This is a genomic window from Finegoldia sp. BIOML-A4 (assembly GCF_009679635.1).
GTDB lineage: Bacteria > Bacillota > Clostridia > Tissierellales > Peptoniphilaceae > Finegoldia > Finegoldia magna.
Genome location: NZ_WKZC01000008.1, coordinates 1 through 17,906, shown reverse-complemented (window position 1 = coordinate 17,906; position 17,906 = coordinate 1). Strand labels below are relative to the sequence as shown.

Sequence of the window (17,906 nt, the reverse complement as noted above, 5' to 3'; positions counted from 1 at the left end):
AATTTCTCCTATTTAATAACTTTCTTTTCTTCCCAAGATTTTTTAACTGCGTTTGCAACATTTCTTGCAACATCTTTGTTAAATGCTTCTGGTAAAATTCTATCTTCTACTGGTTGTTCAACCATGTGAGCTATTGCATAAGCTGCTGATAATTTCATATCGTCAGTAATTCTGTCTGCTTTTGCATCCAATGCTCCTCTGAATATTCCAGGGAATACCAATACATTGTTAACTTGATTAGGATAATCACTTCTACCTGTTCCAACAACTCTTGCTCCTGCTTCTTTTGCTTCGTCAGGATATATTTCTGGAACTGGGTTCGCCATTGCTAAAACAATAGCATCGTGGTTCATTGAAGATACCATTTCTTTTGTTAAAATTCCAGGAGCAGAAACACCGATGAAAATATCTGCATTTTCCATAGCAGTTTTCAAATCTCCTTTAACTTTATTAGGGTTAGTAGTTCTAGCGATTTCTCTTCTAGCTTCGTCAAGTTTTTCATCATCAGGATCGATAATTCCACGGCTGTTTAAGATTAAATTATTCTTAGCACCTGCCAATGTTAACAAGTTAGAAATTGCAATACCAGCTGCCCCTGCACCACTGATTACGATTTTGACATCAGAAATATCTTTCTTAACGATTCTCAAAGCATTGATAACTGCAGATAATACAATAACAGCTGTACCGTGTTGGTCATCGTGGAATACTGGAATATCTAATTCTTCAATTAATCTTTTTTCGATTTCAAAACATCTTGGAGCTGCAATATCTTCAAGATTAATTCCACCAAATGAAGGAGAAATTGCTTTTACAGTGCTGATAATTTCTTCAGTGTCTTGTGTGTTCAAGCAAATTGGGAATGCATCAACATTACCGAATTCTTTGAATAAAACTGATTTACCTTCCATAACAGGCATACCAGCAATTCCACCAATATTTCCCAAACCTAAAACTGCAGAACCATCAGTTACAACAGCTACCATATTTCCTTTATTTGTATATTTATATGCAAGTTCATTGTCTTCGTGAATTTTCTTACAAGGCTCAGCAACACCAGGAGTGTAAGCCAACGCCAAATCCATAGCGTCATTAACTTTTACTTTAGATACTACTTCTAATTTCCCTTGATTTTTTTCGTGAAGTTCAAGAGCTTTTTGTTTAATTTCTTCGATATTCATTTTTCACCTCATAAATTTTCATATAACTTTCAACAAAATTGTTGAATTACATTATTACAATATAATTTTAACACTAAAAGCTAACTATTCCAAACAAAAAGAGGTATTATTTAAAATACCTCAATTGATTTAGAAAAATATTGGAACCAAAACAGATGCCAATAAAATTATTAACGCTCCTCCCAAACGAGAAGATATTTGCGCAAATGGCATCAATTCCATTCTATCTGCAGCTGTAAGAACTGCAACATCACCAGTACCACCCATGTTAGCCATGCATAACCCTGCTGTAAGAGCTGTTTCTATTGGATAGAATCCTACGAAATATCCTACGATACCAGCGCCAATGATAGCTCCTATAATAACCGCAAGAACAAGAATTACATAGCTTGGTGTAAATGCTTCAAAAATTTGTCCCAAATTAGTGTAAGCCATACCAATACCAAGCATAAGTGCTGCAGTGAAGTTTTTGGCAACGAAATTGTACCAACCTTCAGCAACATGTTCGATTTTTTCAGGAACAATTCCTGCTGCTTTAACGATAACTACAGAAATAATCATCCAAGCATATGAGTGAATTTTTATACCGATTTTTTCGAATAAAAATGCTAATATTGCTCCAAATGTGAAAAATGTTGTTGCAATTACTATACCAGCGCCATAATCTTTAACATCTTCAAGAACGATATTTTCTTTCTTATCAGCTTTCAAACTATCATCGTTGCTTCTAACTAATTGACCATTACCAGTTAAGCTTGGTCTTACTTTTCCTAATCTATTTAAAAGACCACCTGCAACTATTGCCATAGCATTACCTAACGCAACAGCTGGAACAAGTTTACTCAAAATAGTTTCGGATGGAATATTCAACGCTGATTCGAAAACTTTTGATATAGGTACAGCACCTGCTCCCATTCCACCACCCATAATTGGGATACCGATGTATGCGATAGATTCACCTACACTCTTTCCGAACAACAAACCTACACCACCTACTAAAAGTAGTGCAACAATTACAGATCCCAAAATACAAGGTAAATATCTAATAGCTGCTTTGATAAGCAATTTTCTATTCATACCAAGAATTGATCCTGTGATCAAAGCTGCGATGTAGAAATCAAGGAATCCTCCTTTAGTCATAAAAGTATTTATACTTTTGATAGAATCAGCTGGTAACCATTTATAATAAGTTATAGCAGCTCCCAAAAATATAGATACAATAGCTCCACCGCCCAAATATGTTTTAATAATTGGTGTGTGATTTCCGATAAGGTTTAATAATTCGCCAAATACAATCAAAAATAAAAATGCCCCAACCATACCATTTGGTAGAACATCAAATATGAATGAAATAACGATTATTACACAAGCGATTATAAAATACGGAATTTTTAAACCTGCAATCTTTTTATCCATAATTTTCCTCCTTATTTAGTTTTTACATCTTTTATTATCTCATTTAAAAAAACAAAAAGCAATCTAAATCAGCTTAATTAAAAGTAATAAAGTGAATAAATACAAAATTGTAGTACTCACAACATAGTAACCAGCCAATGAATCATCTTGCTTATATCTTTTAGCGAAAACATAAGTATTAACAGCCGTAGGAGCACCAAATAAAATCAGCGCTACAACCTTTTGAATTTCAGACAAACCGAAAATTTTTCCAATAAATAATCCTGTCAAAGGAAGAACCAAAAGTTTTACAATGGAAACCTTCACAATTGATTTAATTTCTTTGAAATCTATTCTAAAATTCAAACCGTATCCCATAGTCACCAAAGCTAAGGTCCCTGCAATATCTCCCAAGCTTCTCAAAGGAGTTTCCAAGAAAAACAAATTAACCTTAGTTACATACAAAAAAATTCCTACGAAAAGCCCAATCATCAAAGGTGTCTTCACTACATTTATGAACAACTTTTTCTTAGAATTATTCTCACCTACCAACCCTTCGTACAGGCTTACAGTGTAGAAATTATAGAAAAACTGGCTAATTCCTGTGATAGCTCCAGCCATAACAATCCCTTCATCCCCAAACAAAACACTTAATATTGGAAATGACATTATAATGAAATTGCCTCTACTCATAGCATTGGCTTCTAGTACAACATAAGATTTGTCCTTATTGGTAATTTTCGCCAAAAAATAAGTAAGAAAAATGTGAAATACAAACACCACATTCAAATATACAAAATATTTTACACTGAGATTTTGCCCAAAATCCACCTTGTAAAAACTCATCATAATTTTTAGAGGAAAAAACACATTAAAAATCAGCTTGTTAAGTCCCGTCATAGTATTATCGTCTACAATGTTGAACTTTCTTATCAAAAAACCAATAAAAATCAAACAAAACAAATTGATTATCGTTAAGTACAACTGCGAATAATTTACCAAAAAACCACCTTTTTTCACATAAAAATATAGGTAAATGAAACCACTTACCTATACAACAATACTATTTATTTGTCAAAAAATCAAATTATTTTGTGTACAATTCAATGTATCTGTCCTCTGTAGTGTAATCTGATTTTTCTATCGAATCGATGATTAAACCATCAGATATGAATTTCTTCAAAGAATCGTCCAAATCATTCTTAGCCACAATATTGACAACCCTTTGGTTTTCACTATCGGATGTTACAACCTTGTATTGTTCCTTTGAAATCTCAGACAAATTCTCAAACGCTATTTTTTTATCCACCAGAAACATTACATCGTCTGTTAACTTGTCCACCTCTGATAAAGTATGAGAGGACAACACAACTATCTTACCATCATCTTTTAATTTCAGAAGATAATTCCTAAGCAAAATAACGCTAGTAGGATCCAATCCCGTTACAGGCTCGTCCATAATGTAGATATCATAATCCCCCATGAAAAAATACGTCAACAACGTTTTTTGCTTTTGACCCAAAGAATAAGTACTAACTTTCCTCTTCATAAAATTATGAACCTTAAAAATATTCAACACTTCTTCAAACTTTTCATCAGAAACATGGCGTGAGTTCTTTGCGAAAATAAAATGATCCAACCCTGTCAAGTTATCATACAGCATATCCAAGCTTCTTGCATAAGATAAATACTTGAAAATCTCCGGATTTTTATTATCTATATCATTAACCTTAATCTCACCTGAATCGTACTTCGTCAAATCAGAAATTATATCCATAAGAGTAGTCTTACCAATACCATTTGGTCCAACTAACGCGTAAATCCCTGGTTTATCTAATTTCAAATTCAAATCGTTTAACACTTCGTTTTCACCGTAAGATTTGTTTAGACCTTTAATCTCAAGCATTAATATCCCCCTTCATCCTTTTCATTGATATCAAATTAAACACTATAATATAAAATACAATCATTATCACATTATATATCGGATTAGAAAAACTAAACTCATTCAAATAATTGTATCCGCCTTTCAAAATCATCAAACTATCTAACGAACTAAATGGATTTAATAGGAAAAACTTACCCAAAGTTCCAAAATAGCTAATAATTATTCCCAAAATAATCAAGAAAGTTGTAGCAATTATATTCACAGTTTCATTCTTGATGAATGTGGTCATCATATTTGAAAAACTAACCACAAGTAAAATTATCAAAATATTTATCAAAATCATTGGCAAAATGAAACCACTAGATGCCCTGAACACACCCTCTACCACACCGTTATAACTGTAATCGTAGCAGAACACTGGATACAACTTCTCACCAAGTCCACCGTTAAATAATCCAATTATCATACTAATTGCCAAAATCACAATATACATTCCGGCAGATAATACAAACGAATTAATCTGCTTTGATCTCCAGACATCTTTTTTCCATTCATTCACAAAAGCCAACTTCAAAGTTCCATTGGACCTTTCCTTTTTAAACTCAAGAGTAAACATCAAGCAAATAATCAACGTAACAGCTGGAATAATCCCATTTTCATACATAGATATAACATTTCCTATAAGTCCTCTTTGTTCAGTAGGATCATGTTGTTTTGTTTTATACAAGCTTAGCTTTTTATTAGATAATAAACTTTGTTCAATCTCATTGCTAACAAGTTCATAACTTGAATCGGGCTTTAAATTGTTGTCAATAAAATAATTCACCCTGTTCTCATTAGTTCGAGAAGTACTGGGATCTATTCCTTCTACATCAAATCGCAATTTAGAATTCAAGTAAACTAACATATTATTGAAATATTCTGCTGGATCATTTGCTCTGTTAACATAAGATTTTTTGAAATTTTCCAAATTAATTAGTGTTTGCTTGAATCCTTTGTCTTTTGGATTGTTGTTCACATTAATCTGTGCAGCTTCAATATCAATATCGATAGTTTGCAAATCATCCCTTGATTTTATGTTTTTGTATTTTATCGTATTGAAGCAGAATAACACAACTACCACCACAGTTAGTACCCCAAAATACTTATATAATTTGCTTCTCATGATTTTTGCAAAATCCAATTGCAAGATATTTTTGATATCGATTTTGGAGTATGTTTTAGAAAAATTATAATAAATAAGCTTGTATCTGTTATTGTTAACTAGTATTAAACATATAATCAATAATGCTAATACAATTGGAACAGCTATTGAAACATTACCAAGATTATGAAAACTATTTAAACTAAACGATAGATTATATTTTCTTGAAATCAAAGAAATTATCCAGTAAATCGATAAAACTACAATAATTGATAGATTTTGTTTCATGTATCTTCTGAAAATCTCATACAAAATCATCGCAATGCTGTAAATTAAAAACCCCGTACCGAAGTATTTTAAAGCAAGTATCACTGAGTTTACATTCATAGTCATAGGCGAATCGGTCTTTAGGTTTGTTACAGTTTTCAATATCATATCGTTCGCGCTTCCCATTGGAAATCCATTGACCATAGAGTAAATAATATTGCCCACAATCATGGATAAGATTACAACCACAAAGAATACGACATACTTTACAAGCCTTGCATATACTAATTTTCTGGAACTCATTGAAATCATGTCTAATTTAAGATTTTTGAAATTCATCTCATTAGTAAATACAGCTACCAGAAAAATCACACACAAGAAAATATCACTCATGATATTTTCCATTAGGAAACCAAATGATTTAAAAAAACTAAAATTGTTGGAGGTTGTGTAGAACCCATATCTGTTAATTTCATCACGAACCAAATTAAAATAAGAATCTAATTCGTTATACATTCCATAACTAGGCAACTTGTTTAAGTTGTTTTGCCTTTTGAACGATTCTATCTCATCATATTGGCTCAATAATTCATTGTAGAAATTATGCTCTGTCTTTGAAGAATACTTTGCAGATTTTGTTTCTTCCATCAACATACTCACATCGTATTCCAAAGGTTTTATGTACTGTAAAGAATTAAAATTCATCTTGCTAAAATCTAAATATTTCTGCTGTTCTTCTTTGTTTTCCGAAGACTTTGAGAATGCAAAAGACTCCATCATTGTATTTTCAAAATTATTTCTAGTTTGTATAAAATATTTATAGTCTTGATCAGTATATTCATATTTTATACTGTTTAATGTTACAAAAGTATACACACAAAAAATAATAACTACAACAGGAAAAATTAATGACTTGTAAAGTTTTTTCAGTTCAAACATATTGTCTCCCTTCATTGAATTTAGAAAATATTATTTGCTAATTTCTCCCGAATAATACCAAGTCTCAGTATTATTGGTTACATCAATAGTAATTAATCTCTGTCTGTAAAGTTTCCCACTGTAACCGTCATTATACACATCTTCATACTTCAAATGTACAGGTGATTTTCCCCTCTCAAAAGTAAAGTTCTCACCGTATTCATCTTTTTCAACATTTTCTAATTCATAATAACTTGCCGAACTAACCGCAGATGAAACGTTTGCATTAATTGAGCAAATAACCATCACACACGCTAACATAATTACTAAAAAATATTTTTTCATTTTTAAGTCTCCTCTCGTATTATTCTTATTTAATACATACCCTATTTTTTATTTTTTAATCTATTTTTCTAAAATTTTAATTTGTTTATTTTTTTGTGTTTTATATAAATTTAAAAGAAATTATTTTCTCATTTAATGCAAAAAAAATCTTCCACACTGTTTAGTGCAGAAGACTTTTCGCAATTATTTGTAGCTTAAATGAACAAATAGTAGTTAGGAAATAAATTTAATCATTTGAAACGCTTTTTATTAACTTAGATTTAATTAACAGTCGCTGAGAATCGTATGGATATGGATGACAAGACATTAAATACAGCTTTGATTTATCAGGTTCTTTAATAAATTTACTCCAATCATCTGGTTCTATAATTTCGTATCCATATACTTCGTAATACAAAATTTGAGTCTTTGTTGTAATTTTAATTACTGAACCATTCTTTAGTTCATTTATTTTTTTAAATGTAAAATCTTCGTTTCTACCACCTCTATGAGCTGCTAAAACAGTCATTGTATTGTTCTTATTTGATGGCATGTCTGTATCTGTCACAATTCCACATCCATTTGATAATGCTTTTCTTGAAGTATTCATATAAATAGGCAAAATTAGTTTTATATCATCTACTCTGAGCACTCCTATAGCCTTATCATCAGTAATTTTATCGCCTGTTTCATTTTTTGTTTTTTCTTTTTTTATTTCTTTACTTAATTTGTTTTTTTCATTTTTTGTGTTATTATTTTGAAATTCATTTTCCAAATTTATAGCACTGTTTTTTTTGGATTCTAATCTGTTAAAGTTTATAAAAAGAAGTGCTAATGAAATAATCATTAGCACTCCTCCTAAACTAATCAGAAAGCCTGATTTCTTCAATACTCTAAGCCTCTTTCTTCTTTTTTCTAATACCAATAGCTGTCAAAACTCCTCCAATAGCTAACATAATTATAGCATATGTTGATGCATTAACTCCGTCTCCAGTATTTACTAGAGTGCCTTTTTTATTTGGAGAGCTTGAATTTATTGTATTATTGCCTTGAGTTATAAGGCGAGTATTAGTTTTCTTCTTGTAGATGTGTTTTGTATTACCTTTTTCATCAGTTTTAGTTTCTACAAATTCATAGCCAGGAATATCTTTTTTGTCTTTTGTTCCATTTACCTTAGGAGCAATAGTTTTACCATTTTCATCCACGTATTCTGTTACTACATCTGTAGTAGGAGTAGTAGTTTTCTTCTTGTAGATGTGTTTTGTATTACCCTTTTCATCAGTTTCGGTTTTTACAAATTCGTATCCATCAATGTCTTTATTGGTTTGTTTTCCATTTTCCTTAGGAGAAATTGTATTACCTTTTTCATCCACGAATTCAGTAACTACATCTGTAGTAGGAGTAGTAGCTTTCTTCTTGTAAATGTGTTTTGTATTGCCTTTTTCATCAGTTTCGGTTTTTACAAATTCATAGCCATCAATGTCTTTATTTGTTTGTTTACCATTTTCCTTAGGAGCAATAGTCTTACCATTTTCATCCACGTATTCTGTTACTACATCTGTAGTAGGAGTAGTAGCTTTCTTCTTGTAGATGTGTTTTGTATTACCCTTATCATCAGTTTCGGTTTTTACAAATTCATAGCCATCAATGTCTTTATTAGTTTGTTTACCATTTTCCTTAGGAGCAATAGTTTTACCATTTTCATCCACGTATTCTGTTACTACATCTGTAGTAGGAGTAGTAGCTTTCTTCTTGTAGATGTGTTTTGTATTACCTTTTTCATCAGTTTCGGTTTTTACAAATTCGTAGCCTTCTATAGTTTCTTGAGCTTGTGTTCCTTCTTTTGGAAGAAGTAATTGATTTCCATTTACATCAACATATCTAGTTTCAACTTTTGGAGCAGGTGCGATTTTTTTATAAACATGGATCGTATTACCATTTTCGTCTTTGCCTGTTCTTACTAATTGATATCCTTCTATAGTTGATGGATCATGGGTACCAGTTTTGTCAGCTAGTATTTGATTACCTTCTGTGTCTACAAATCTTGTTTCTACACCTTCAAAAGGAGTTTTGCTGTAAGTGTGAATGGTGTTACCATCATTATCTTTACTTGTTCTTATATATTTGTAACCATCTATAGCTACTGAACCTTGTTCTCCTTCTTTTGGAGGAAGTAGTTGATTTCCATTTTCATCAACATATCTTGTCTCAACTTTTGGAGCAGGTGCGATTTTTTTATAAACATGGATTGTATTACCATTTTCGTCTTTGTCTGTTCTTACTAATTGATATCCTTCTATAGTTGATGGATCATGGGTACCCGCTTTATCAGCTAGTATTTGATTACCTTCTGTGTCTACATATCTTGTTTCTACAGTTGGACTAGGTGTTGTTTTCTTCTTGTAGATATGTTTTGTATTACCCTTATCATCAGTTTCTGTTTTTACAAATTCATAGCCATCAATGTCTTTATTAGTTTGTTTACCATTTACCTTAGGAGCAATAGTATTACCATTTTCATCGACAAATTCTGTTACTACTTCTGTAGGAGTAGTTTTTGGTGTGAATTCCCATGTTCCTGTGAATTCTACATCCTTGTTATCAACAGTTTCTTTGTCTTTGTCGTAACTTACAAATTTCCATGTTCCATCTTTAACTTTTACTTCTTTTGTTTTTGGCTCTGTTGGTTTTACTTCATCGCCTTTAACTTTTCCAGTTTGATTTGCTGGTATAAGATCAAGTACTTCTTTTGGAAGTTGTTTGTTTGGATCTTTACTTACAAATTTGTGGATTACTTTGTGTTTTTCTGGTTCTGGATTTTGATTAGGTGTGAATTCCCATGTTCCTGTGAATTCTACATCTTTATCTTCTACAGTTTTGCTATCTTTGTCGTAACTTACAAATTTCCATGTTCCATCTTTAACTTTTACTTCTTTTGTTTCTGGCTCTGTTGGTTTTACTTCATCGCCTTTAACTTTTCCAGTTTGATTTGCTGGTATAAGATCAAGTACTTCTTTTGGAAGTTGTTTGTTTGGATCTTTACTTACATATTCGTATGTTACTTTGTGTTCGTTAGGTGTGAATTTCCATTTTCCTTCGAATGTGACATCAGATTTATCAATAGTTTTGCTATCTTTATCATAGCCTTCGAATGTCCATGTTCCATCGTTTTCTGTATCTTCTACACTTGTTTGTTTTGGAGCAGTAGGAGTTACAGTGCTACCGTCTTTCTTACCAGTTTGTTGGTCTGGTATTAAATCTGTAACAGCTTTTGGAAGGTCTTTGCCTTCTGTTACGGATACAAATTTATGATTTACATTGTAATCAGTAGGAGTAGTTTTTGGAGTAAATTCCCATGTTCCTTTAAACTCAACATCCTTGTTATCGACAGTATCTTTGGTTTTGTCATAACTTACAAAAGTCCAAGTTCCATCTTCAACATTCACTGTCTTTGTTGTAGGCTCTGTTGGTTTTACTTCATCGCCCTTAACTTTTCCAGTTTGATTTTCTGGTAGAAGATCAAGTACTTCTTTTGGAAGTTGTTTGTTTGGATCTTTACTTACATATTCGTATGTTACTTTGTGTTCGTTAGGTGTGAATTTCCATTTTCCTTCGAATGTGACATCAGATTTATCAATAGTTTTGCTATCTTTATCATAGCCTTCGAATGTCCATGTTCCATCGTTTTCTGTATCTTCTACACTTGTTTGTTTTGGAGCAGTAGGAGTTACAGTGCTACCGTCTTTCTTACCAGTTTGTTGATCTGGTATTAAATCTGTAACAGCTTTTGGAAGGTCTTTGCCTTCTGTTACGGATACAAATTTATGATTTACATTGTAATCAGTAGGAGTAGTTTTTGGTGTAAATTCCCATGTTCCTGTGAATTCTACATCTTTATCTTCTACAGTTTTTTGATTTTGTCGTAACTTACAAAAGTCCAAGTTCCATCTTCAACATTAACTGTTTTTGTTTGTGGTTCTGTTGGTTTTACTACATCACCTTTAACTTTTCCGGTTTGTTGAGCTGGTGTTAAATCTGTAACAGCTTTTGGAAGTTCTTTGTTTGGATCTTTACTTACAAATTTGTAGGTTACGTTGTGTTTTTCTGGTTCTGTATCTGGTGTGAATTCCCATGTTCCTTTTACGTTTTCGTCTTTGTTAGTGATTTCTACTTCATTCTTATCGTATGATTTAAATGTCCAAGTTCCCTTGTTTGTTTCATCTCTAAATGTAGCGTCATCGCCTGTTGGAACTGGGGATGTTACTGTTTCACCTTTTACTTTGCCTGTTACTTCGTCTGGAGCTTTTGCCTTTAATGCTTCTGGTAATTCTTTACCTTCTGTTCCGCTTACGTATTCGTAAGTTACTTTGTGTTCGTTTGGGGTAAATTCCCAGCTTCCTTCAAACATTACATCAGCACCATCAACCTTAGCATCTACGTCATCAGTAGTTGTATCTAGGTCTTTGTAGCCTTTAAAGTTCCATGTTCCATCGTTCTCTGTATCTTTTACTTCTGTTTGTGTTGGAGCAGTTGGAGTTACAACGCTTCCATCTTCTTTGCCTGTTTGTTGAGCAGGAAGTTGATCTTTTACTGCTTGTGGAAGGTCTTTTCCTTCTGTTGCTGACTTAAACTGATGGTTTACATTGTAGGTTACAGGATCAGGTTTTGGAGAGAATTTCCATTTACCTATAAATTCTACATCTTTATCGCCAACAGTTTTGCTTTCTTCGTCATAACCAACAAAGGTCCATACACCATCTTGGGTTGTTATTTCTTCTGGAATTGGTTTTGTTGGTGTTACTTTATCACCCTTAACCTTTCCTTTTTCTGGATCAGGAAGTAGAGCTGTCACTTCTTTAGGAAGAGGTTTTGTTGAATCTTCACTTTCAAACTTGTAAGTTACTTTGTGTTCGTTTGGTGTGAATTTCCATGCGCCTTCGAATGTTACATCTGCTCCGTTTACTTTTGCATCAACATCTGTTGTATCTGGATCTTGGTCTTTGAATCCTTCAAATTTCCAAACTCCGTCATTTGTTTTATCTTCTACGTCTTTTGGTTCTTTTAATTCTCCTGGAGTTGCATTCGTACCATTTACTGCTGTTTTATCTTCAGGAAGTTGAGCATCGACAGATTTTTTAACATCAGCAGGCATTTCTTTTACTGGAGAATCTTCGGCAACCTTAAATTCGTGTGTTACGTTGTATTTTCCTGGTTCTGTATCTGGGGTGAATTCCCATGTTCCTTTTACGTTTTCGTCTTTGTTAGTAATTTCTACCGAATCTTTGTCGTATGATTTGAATTTCCAAGTTCCTTTGTTTGCTTCATCTCTAAATGTAGCTTCATCGCCTGTTGGAATTGGGGATGTTACTTTATCACCTTTGACTTTTCCAGTTACTTCTTTTGGTGCTTTATTTTTTAATGCTTCTGGTAATTCTTTACCTTCTGTTCCACTTACATATTCGTATGTTACTTTGTGTTCGTTTGGTTTGAATTTCCATGTTCCTTCAAACATTACATCAGCACCGTCAACCTTAGCATCTACGTCATCAGTAGTTGTATCTAGGTCTTTGTAGCCTTCGAATGTCCATGTTCCATCGTTTTCTGTATCTTTTACTTCTGTTTGTGTTGGAGCTGTTGGTTTAACAACGCTTCCATCTTCTTTGCCTGTTTGTTGATCAGGAAGTTGATCTTTTACTGATTGTGGAAGGTCTTTTCCTTCTGTTGCTGACTTAAACTGATGGTTTACATTGTAGGTTACAGGATCAGGTTTTGGAGAGAATTTCCAAGTTCCTGTAAATACAAGATCTTTATTATCAACAGTTTCACTTTCTTTGTCATACTTAACAAAGGTCCATACTCCATCTTTAGTTGTGATTGATTCTGGAACAGGTTTTGTTGGTGTTACTTTATCACCCTTAACCTTTCCTTTTTCTGGATTTGGAAGTAGATTTTTCACTTCATCAGGAAGAGGTTTTGTTGGATCTTCACTTTCAAACTTGTAAGTTACTTTATGTTCGTTTGGTGTGAATTTCCATGCGCCTTCGAATGTTACATCTGCTCCATTTACTTTTGCGTCTACTTCATCTGTAGTTTTATCTTGATCTTTGAAGCCTTCAAATTTCCAAACTCCGTCATTTGTTTTGTCTTCTACGTCTTTTGGATCTTTTAATTCTCCTGGGGTTGTTGTTTTGCCATCTTCTGCTGTTTTATTTTCTGGAAGTTGGCTATCAACTGCTGATTTTACATCAGCTGGCATTTCTTTCACTGGAGAATCTTCTGCAACTTTAAATTCGTGTGTTACTTTAAATTCATCTTTTACAAAATTAGCTTTAAATGTAAGTGGTTCTGTGATTACTGCTTGTTTTAATTGTTCTTCAGTAATTTTTTCTCCAGCTTTTATTTCTGTTCCATCTGATAATTTAATATTTTTATCAGCTGTCCAGTGGCTAAATTTATATCCTTCTTTTGCTTCTGTTCCTGTACCCTTTGGATTTGTTTTAAGTTCAACTTCTTCTTTTGTATTATCTACAAAGTTTTGGCCTTCCTTAACTTGTCCATTTCCATCAGTTGTGTAGTTGATGATAGGGGCCCAGATAGCATAGATATAATTATTTGTATCTTCTTTTTCACTATTTACAGTAACTTCATCGTCTTTTTGGAATTTGGCTGTTGTTGCGTTTTTATCTATATTCCATCCCTTAAATACATATCCTTCACGGGTGAAATTAATTTCTTCGCCTTCGCCGTTTCCTAAGACTTTATGCAAATCATTTGTAATAATCTCTTCAACTACATATTGGTCGCCTACTCCACCGTTTGCATCATAGGTTACTTTGGTAGTTGCTAGATCTGGAAATTCTTTCCATTGAGCGTAAAGAGTTTTATTTTTATCCATTAGGATAGTTTCGCTTGGTAGAATTAGTCCGCTAGAACCATCTTTTGTTTCACTCCAACCTACGAAAACTTTTTTGCCACCATTTACTTTAACATCTCCCACATCTGTTGCTAACGCTTTGGCATCTCGGATATAAGAGTTTGAATCTGTTGGAGCAGTTCCTTCAACTTTGTCAGTAGCTGGCAAGTTCAAATCGTATTTTAATTCTAAATAATCATATTTCCACTTAGCATATAAGTGAGTATCATTATTTTTAATTGGTTTGTGAAGATTTGCTTTTACATATCTTCCATATTGATTTTTTTCATACCATCCCAGAAATTTTGTTGCGCCTTTTGGTTCAATTGGTTGAGGGAAATTCTCTTTGCTAACTTTTTCATCTTTATATTTTCCATCATAAAGAGTGTCATCTTCAGGAATTTCACTTATTTTTTCTATATTATTTTCATAGTCATCTTGGTTGGTGTGGAAGGTCACTTCGTATTGACGAGAATCCCATTTTGCATAGACTGTAATGTCATGAGCAGGCATTTTTGCTCCATCTTCATGTTTGTGTTCTACGCTAAATGTTGAGTCTTCATACCAACCCATAAATACTTTATTAGGATTTTTTGGATGTGTGGTTACTCCTTTTTCATAGCCAAGTCCAAAATCGCTTGTATCAGCCTCGTATTTGTATGGTTTTGATGCTAATCTTGTACTACCAGAGTAATAATTTATATTATAAGTTTTGCGTTCGTAGAATAGGAAACCTACATAAGAACCATCTTCTATATATGGTGTTCCTGTATAGTTATAATATCCATTCCATCCGCGTGGAGTAAACATATAATCTCTAAAGGCTGGATTATTTACATTTGATGATTGTAATCCTGTCATATCACCTTTTTTAGGTTGGAATCCTTCTATATCATCTACATGGTCAGTCTTATCTACCCAAGAATATGTGTCTTGTTTATAATTTCCGTTGTATGGTTCAAAGACTCTATATTGGTATCCATTCCAGTTCATGTACCACTCTGAGTTTTGGAAGCTTACTCTTTCACCAATTTCTTTCATGGTACCAAGGGTAGATTTCATTGTTGCAAGGTCTGATCCGTTTATTTGTGCGTTAAATTTACTTGGATCCCATTCAACAAAGCGGAGTTGGTATTTTGTACCCTTAGCAAAAACTCTATACATGTAGATGTCTTTATCACCCATTGCTGGTGCTCTAGTATAGAAAGATCCTATGCTTTTATCCATGTAATAAATATAATCTTTATTTAACTTGTCAAACCATGTTTCAGAACTTTGACCGTAACGCAAATCTACGTGAATATTTCCATTTTCATCTGTTGCATTGACCCAATTAGCTGGATAATAACTAATTGCACTTTTATTTTTATAGACCCATATAGTATGAACATTTCTATCCATATAGACAGGCACAACTGTGCTGCCATCAGCTTCTATTGTTTCAAAAGCTTGTTTTGTTTTTTCTTCGTTTAAATGGAAGCCTAAATAATCTAGGGTTTGAGGATTGGTATAGGTGTGATCCATTTTTCCATTTTCATCTTTACTATTGTAGCCATCGCTAAAGCGGCCATCTTTTTCTGTAAGATTATTAATATCTTCAACTATTGGACCAGATGGAGCAACTTTTGGATCTGGATTTTCACTTCCTTTAAAAGGTAGGCTTGTTTTTTCTCCATTTAGTCCTCTTGCTGATATTATTTCATGGAAAGTGTAGCCATCATCATTTATATTTTGGACCATAACCTTAAATTTATAGTCAACTACAACTGGTTTCCATACAGCATAGACATCAATATCTTCGTTTAATTTTAAAGTAGCAAGATCGACAGGATTTCCATCTTCTGTCAAAGACCAATGGCTAAATTCATAGCCTTCTCTTGTAGGATTTTCTGGGGTTTTGTCAAGATTGCCACCATCGTTTGCAAGTATTTGTTCTTGGAAACTTGCTCCGTCTCCTGTTATAAATGTTGCCTTGTGTTTAAACTCTGTAATAGCATAAAGTTTAATGTCAGTTTTTCCTGCTTCAATATCTTTTTTCAATGAATTCTCATCATAAACACCCGATGAGCCGTCTTTTGATGTTGACCAATTTACGAAGTATTTATTAGCATCGTAAATTGTAGGATCTACTGGTAGTTTATAAGAACTAGCATCAGTGATGGTGTCAGTCATATAAACTCTATCATTTTTACTGCCACTTATGTAGTAAGTTATTACTACTTGGTTTTTGAAAACTGGGTAAACATTAATTATTTTTTTGTCGTTACCTGTAATTTCTATTGGCGTATCAAATTTAATATCGTTACCTTTTTCATCTTGCCATTTTAATAAAACTTTATCTTTGTCTTTAAATACATGGCCAGGATCAGATATTGTTCCTTTATCTGTAATTACCTGTTTTTGTATTTCTTTAGCTGAATCTTTGTTTTCTATTGTATCATTATAGAAATGATATTCATTGATTCCTTGTTTTGGACTTAGTATGTTAGCATAGATTGGCTTTATACCAGCAAAAACAATAAAAGCGACAGCTAATAATACTGAAAACAAAATTTTTCCAAAGTGCTTGTTTTTCTCTTTCATATTTCCTCCTTTTTTTCATAGTCTAACATGGGTGTTGAAAACATTATCTACCAGTTAGAATCAATAGTTCTTGTTGAAATAATTTACATTCAACATAATAACTAACAAGCAATTAACTACTTAGAGAATAGCAGGTGAACCCTAGTTTTATATTGAGTGAATTTGTAAAATCGACTCTTATATGAAAACGGTGTCTTTTCATATGAAATTCTCATATTTTCGTTTATCATTATTATATCACTTTTGCTTGAAAATAGAAATATTTAGTGGATATATAATTATAATGTAATGATAATTGATGTTTATTAGATGAAGTAATTTTTACATAATAGAAGTTTAATTTTTTAAATTATTCTAAATTAATTTCCTTTTTCATTTTTTCAAGATCTCCTTTAATTAAATTATCAATGGATTTTTCAAAAACTTCACTAACATTCACTTTTTTTGTAGTAGGCTCTGTTGGTGCTACTTCATCACCCTTAACTTTACCAGTTTGATTTGTTGGTAGAAGGTCAGTTACTTCTTTAGGAAGTTCTTTGTTTGGATCTTTACTTACAAATTTATGAATCACTTCGTGTTTGTTTGGTGTGAATTTCTATTTTACTTCGAATGTTACATCAGATTTATTAATATTTTTGTTATTTTCATCATAACCTTCGAAAGTCCATGTTCCATCAGCTGTTTCTACTTTTATTGAGTTTTGTTCTGTTGGTATTACTGTATTGCCATCTACTTTTCCTGGTTGGACTTTTGGCAATAATTTTAAGACTTCTTCTGGTAATTCTTTTCCTTCTGTTCCTGATTTGAATTCGTGAGTTACTTTGTGTCCTTCCCCTACAGGTGGTTTTATTTCTTTTTTCTTGTATACGTAGGTTACTTGTGGAACGCCTTCTTGTACTGTTCCATTTTCTAGGGCTGAATTTTTTGCCAATTCAACAAATTCATAACCGTCAAATGTTTTTTTGTTCTGTTGTATATTTTGTTCCAACTTTTGCGTTTATTAGAACTTCGCTTTCTTCTTCAATCACTGTTCCGTCTTCTGTTACGTATTTTACATATACATTTTCTTTTACACTATCTATTTTTTGAATTTTGTCGTTAATTATTAAACTATAATTTCGCAAAGATTTTTGATTTTTATTTTCCAAATTTATTCTTAAAATTTGCAATAAAAAAGCCCTCACCTAAGTGAGAGCTAAATAGTCTTAGTATATTAATTATTCTATAATTTTAGAAACAACGCCAGCTCCTACTGTTCTTCCGCCTTCTCTGATGGCAAATCTTAATCCTTCT

General features: G+C 32.6%; 12 protein-coding genes and 1 pseudogene. All 13 read right to left on the bottom strand.

Translation table 11 applies throughout. The features are described from left to right. Nucleotides 1–8: 8 nt before the first annotated feature. A complete protein-coding gene (locus GKG01_RS06775) occupies nucleotides 9–1,181 on the bottom strand; it encodes an NADP-dependent malic enzyme (RefSeq protein WP_094223311.1) in 1,173 nt (390 codons plus the stop codon). Nucleotides 1,182–1,310: 129 nt separating this feature from the next. After that, complete coding sequence (locus tag GKG01_RS06770; protein WP_094205443.1) at nucleotides 1,311–2,597, bottom strand: 2-hydroxycarboxylate transporter family protein; 1,287 nt, start codon at nucleotides 2,595–2,597, stop codon at nucleotides 1,311–1,313. Between the two features lie 63 nt (nucleotides 2,598–2,660). Beyond that, the gene (locus GKG01_RS06765; protein ID WP_154271905.1) at nucleotides 2,661–3,578 is read right to left on the bottom strand and encodes an AEC family transporter; all 918 of its coding nucleotides are present in this window, start codon (nucleotides 3,576–3,578) and stop codon (nucleotides 2,661–2,663) included. An 85-nt stretch (nucleotides 3,579–3,663) separates the two neighbouring features. After that, nucleotides 3,664–4,482 carry an ABC transporter ATP-binding protein gene (locus tag GKG01_RS06760; protein WP_154271904.1) on the bottom strand — a complete coding sequence of 273 codons (819 nt, stop codon included), beginning with the start codon at nucleotides 4,480–4,482 and terminating at the stop codon, nucleotides 3,664–3,666. Then, on the bottom strand, nucleotides 4,475–6,814 hold the full coding sequence (locus GKG01_RS06755; protein ID WP_154271903.1) for a hypothetical protein: 2,340 nt from the start codon (nucleotides 6,812–6,814) through the stop codon (nucleotides 4,475–4,477). The genes GKG01_RS06760 and GKG01_RS06755 overlap by 8 nt, the downstream gene beginning before the upstream one ends. A gap of 30 nt (nucleotides 6,815–6,844) precedes the next feature. Continuing rightward, complete coding sequence (locus tag GKG01_RS06750) at nucleotides 6,845–7,138, bottom strand: hypothetical protein (RefSeq protein ID WP_154271902.1); 294 nt, start codon at nucleotides 7,136–7,138, stop codon at nucleotides 6,845–6,847. 226 nt (nucleotides 7,139–7,364) lie between these two features. Further along, complete coding sequence (locus tag GKG01_RS06745; RefSeq protein ID WP_154271901.1) at nucleotides 7,365–7,964, bottom strand: class C sortase; 600 nt, start codon at nucleotides 7,962–7,964, stop codon at nucleotides 7,365–7,367. A gap of 46 nt (nucleotides 7,965–8,010) precedes the next feature. Further along, nucleotides 8,011–11,058 (bottom strand): SHIRT domain-containing protein, encoded by a 3,048-nt coding sequence (locus tag GKG01_RS06740; protein WP_154274625.1) that lies wholly within the window; start codon nucleotides 11,056–11,058, stop codon nucleotides 8,011–8,013. Beyond that, complete coding sequence (locus GKG01_RS06735) at nucleotides 11,019–16,613, bottom strand: SHIRT domain-containing protein (RefSeq protein ID WP_154274624.1); 5,595 nt, start codon at nucleotides 16,611–16,613, stop codon at nucleotides 11,019–11,021. Before GKG01_RS06735 ends, GKG01_RS06740 begins: the two co-directional genes overlap by 40 nt. Nucleotides 16,614–16,962: 349 nt before the next feature. Next, nucleotides 16,963–17,184: an SHIRT domain-containing protein gene (locus GKG01_RS09035; protein ID WP_172975106.1), complete on the bottom strand. Its 222-nt coding sequence runs from the start codon at nucleotides 17,182–17,184 to the stop codon at nucleotides 16,963–16,965. A 24-nt stretch (nucleotides 17,185–17,208) separates the two neighbouring features. Continuing rightward, on the bottom strand, nucleotides 17,209–17,601 hold the full coding sequence (locus GKG01_RS09115; protein ID WP_154271900.1) for an SHIRT domain-containing protein: 393 nt from the start codon (nucleotides 17,599–17,601) through the stop codon (nucleotides 17,209–17,211). Then, complete coding sequence (locus GKG01_RS06720) at nucleotides 17,564–17,782, bottom strand: MucBP domain-containing protein (RefSeq protein WP_154274622.1); 219 nt, start codon at nucleotides 17,780–17,782, stop codon at nucleotides 17,564–17,566. The genes GKG01_RS09115 and GKG01_RS06720 overlap by 38 nt, the downstream gene beginning before the upstream one ends. Before the next feature lie 48 nt (nucleotides 17,783–17,830). Next, a pseudogene (locus GKG01_RS06715) lies at nucleotides 17,831–17,906 on the bottom strand (elongation factor Tu); the annotation flags it as partial.